A 3,498-nucleotide genomic window follows, 5' to 3' on the forward strand; every position below is an offset into this window, starting at 1 on the left:
ACGCGGATGTCCGGCGTGCCCCCCGGGACGCGCCGTCGTGCCGCGCTGACTAGGCTGGGGGCATGGAGCGCACATACGAACCCGTGGATGCGGACACCGCCGAAGTCGTCGGTCTCATCGCCTACGCGGCACTGGCGGGCATGACCCGCCTGGCCAAGGACGGGGACCAGGCCCCCACCATCGGGGCCCACATCGAGCACGCGCGGATGGCCGCCAGGGCCTTCCGCGTCTTCGAACAGCTGGAGATCTGGTCCGAGCACCGCGGCCTCGACCTCGCCGCGGCGGCGGGCGAGTACTCCGGCCTCTTCGACGACCTCGATGCGCGCACCCGTCCCAGCACCTGGTGGGAGCGCTCGGTGAAGACCTACGTGACGCTGGGGATGTTCACCGACCTCCTCCACGAGGTCGCGGAGCGCCACGACCTCTTCCCGGACCAGGACGAGGCCTGGGACCTGGGACAGGGGGAGTGGGAGCGGGCCAACCTGGCCCCGCGCACGGCCTCCGACGAGCAGCTGGCCGCGCGTCTGTCGCTGTGGGCACGACGCGTGGCGGGCGAGGTCCTCGGCCTGGTGCGCTCGACACTGTTCACCCACCCCCTGCTGGCGCAGGACCCCGACGCGGCCGATGCGATGGTCGCGTGGGTCACCAAGCGCCACAAGGAGCGCATGGCGGAGATCCACCTCAAGGCGTGAGGCGCACGGGGTCGGCGGGACGGCCCGGGCGTGTGCCCCCGTCGGGACCGGCCCGGTCCTCCCCCGGGGCTCAGCTCAGCGCGAAGCCGACCCGGCGTGGGGTGTCGGGGGCGACGAGGACGAAGCCGATGGCGTCGGCGGGGACGAGGGCCTGCTGGCCCTTGGAGTCGACGAGCGTGAGCAGCCCACCCTCCTTGGTGGCGGACTCGACGCGTGAGAAGAGTTCCTCCTCGGTGAGGTCGAGCTCGAGCTGGAGTTCGCGGGCGGCGCCGCGGATGCCGATGGAGACGTTCATGGGGGCTCCTCTGGGGGATCGGAATGGTCTGCTCCCATGCTACGGGCCGCAGGTGCACATGCCGGGTGGGAGCATTCAGTCATGAGCGAAATCCAGGTCGAGGTGGGCGGGGTGGACCCCGCCCTCGCGGAGCTCCCCACCGCGGACGGGGCCCAGACCGCCGTCTGCGGGCAGGCAGCTGCGGCATCCCTGGTCGTGCGCGGCGCCCCCGGGTCGGGTCGCACCACCTGTGCGCTCATGGTCCTCGCCCAGTGCCGCGCGCGCGGGGAGTCGGCCGTGTTGTGGGCGCCGGACCGCTCCCGCGTGGACGCCCTGGAGTCCCGTGTCCAGGCGCTGCTCCCCGAGGCCGTGCGACCCGTGCGCACCCCGGCCGCCTACGCCTACCAGGTGGTGTCCACCTGGAGGATCGGACGCGGCGACCCGTTGGGCACCCTGGAGCTGGTCACCGGCGCCCAGGAGGACCAGCTCATCCAGGACCTGCTCGCACGCGGTGGCGTCGCCTGGCCCGACAGCATGCCCGAGGCCATGCGTGCGATGCCCGCCTTCCGCATGGAGGTCCGCAACCTCTTCGCCCGCGCGGGTGAGGCCGGCATCGACGGGGCCGCGCTCGGGGACCTCGGGTCGCGCTTCGGCCACCCCGAGTGGGTCTCAGCGGGTGCGCTCCTCGCCATGTACGAGGGCGACCCCGGGTTCGCCGTGACCACGCGCGGGGCCATGTCCGTGGACACCTCGCGCATCCAGCGCATCGCGGCGGACCTGGTGGCCCGCTGGGAGGCGGACGCCCCGGGCGAGGGGGTCACCGCGGGCACGCCGTTGCCGGATGCCGTCGTGGTCGACGACCTCCAGGACTGCACGGCCTCCACCGTGGAGCTCCTGGCGGCCATGGCGCGGCGGGGCGTGCGGGTGGTCGCCTTCGCGGACCCGGACGTGGCCGTCGCCTCCTACCGGGGTGGCGAGCCCCATCTCGACCGGCGCCTGGCCGCACGGCTCGACGTCCCGGTGCTGGAACTGGGCGCGGTCCACCGGGGGACCGCCGCGCTGCGGGACCTCGCCCGCGACGTGACCGGGAGGATCTCGACATCGGGACCTGTCCGGCGACGCACGGTCGGTGTGGCGGGGGAGGCGTCCGGCGACGCCTCCCCGGACGGCGGGCCCGGTGCCGACGCCGGTCCCGGCGGGGTGGGTGACCCGCGCTCCCGGGTGGGCGCTCCCCGGGCGTCGGACATCCTCGTCCACCTCGCCGCCTCGGAGGCGCAGATGGGGGCGATCACCGCCCACCACCTGCGCGCCCACCACCTCCACGACGGCGTGGCCTGGGAGGACCAGGTCGTCATCGTGCGTTCCTCCGGTGACGTCGCGGAGGTGCGCCGTCAACTGCGACGCGGTGGGGTCCCGGTGGCCGGGCGACGCCGGGCCATCGCCTTCCCCGCGGAGCCCGTGACCCGCACCCTCCTGGAACTCGTGGCCGGGCAGGTGGGCCTCGCGCAGGAGGGTCGGGGGGCGACGGCGGGCGGGGGGGTGCAGCCTCCCGCCCCGCAGTCGCGTGACTCCGCGCCGCGCAGGAGCCCGGAGCTGACGGCCGCGCAGGACGCGGACCGCGATGGCGAGCTCGAGCTGGCCCGTCGGCTGCTCGAGTCGCCCTTCGTGCGTGCCGACGGCCTGGACGTGCACCGCCTGCTGCGCGCCCTCAACTCCCAGGTCGTCGCCGCGGGGGACGAGGACGGTGACGAGGACGCGACCGACGTGGTCGGGGCCAGCCACGACGTGCTCTCCCTCCTGGAGGACCCGGCACTGTTGGAGCACTGCGGGAACCGCGAGCTCCGCGACGCCCTGCTGCGTGCCGGGAGGATGTGGACGGTGGGGCGTGGACCGGGCACTGCCCGGCCCCGGGCGGCGCTGTGGGCCCTGTGGGACGCCTCGGGCCTGGCCGAGCAGTGGCGCGACGGTGCCCTGGCGTCGGACCTGGACGCGGAGTGGTACGACGACCAGCTCGACGCCCTCCTCGCCCTCTTCCGGGTGGCCGACGTGTGGGAGCAGCGCAACCCGGCGGGCAGCGCGCGGGAGTTCTGCCTCCAGCTGCTCGCCGACGATGTCCCCACCGACACCATCACCCGCATGGGGATCCGTCCCCCGGGTGTCGACGTCCTCACCCCCGCCCAGGCCATGGGCCGGGAGTGGGAGGTCGTGGCCGTCCTGGGCCTCCAGGACGGACGCTGGCCGAACCTGCGCCTGCGTGACCGTGTGCTCCGCGCCGACCTGCTCGCCGACCTCGCTGCGGGTCGCACCGGCACCGACGCGCAGGGACGCGACGTGCTCCTCGACGACCCCCGGTCGGCGAGGCGTGGAGTCCTCGACGACGAGACCCGGCTCCTCGCCGCAGCCGTGACCCGCTCGCGCCGTGTCCTGCACGTCGCCGCCGTGCGCACCGAGCAGCAGGCGCCTCCAGTTCTGACATCGTGCCGCACGCCCGTGACCTGTCGACGGAGTCCCTCGAGCCGGTCCTCCCTCGCT

At 74.6% G+C, this 3,498-nt stretch carries 3 protein-coding genes; 2 read left to right on the plus strand and 1 reads right to left on the minus strand.

Annotated features, from left to right (window positions below):
- The first annotated feature begins 62 nt into the window (after window positions 1-62).
- A complete protein-coding gene (locus TA90_RS09290) occupies window positions 63-692 on the plus strand; it encodes a ferritin-like fold-containing protein (protein ID WP_043535925.1) in 630 nt (209 codons plus the stop codon).
- 70 nt (window positions 693-762) lie between these two features.
- Here the strand turns inward: TA90_RS09290 and TA90_RS09295 are convergent, their stop codons facing one another.
- Window positions 763-987, minus strand: coding sequence for a DUF3107 domain-containing protein (locus TA90_RS09295; protein WP_043535926.1), 225 nt, complete (start codon window positions 985-987; stop codon window positions 763-765).
- 81 nt (window positions 988-1,068) lie between these two features.
- Here TA90_RS09295 and TA90_RS09300 point away from each other — a divergent pair.
- Window positions 1,069-3,498, plus strand: a 2,430-nt coding sequence (locus TA90_RS09300; RefSeq protein ID WP_052450711.1) for a DEAD/DEAH box helicase, incomplete at its 3' end; no start/stop codon positions are given.

This window comes from Actinomyces polynesiensis (assembly GCF_000820725.1).
Lineage (GTDB): Bacteria > Actinomycetota > Actinomycetes > Actinomycetales > Actinomycetaceae > Pauljensenia > Pauljensenia polynesiensis.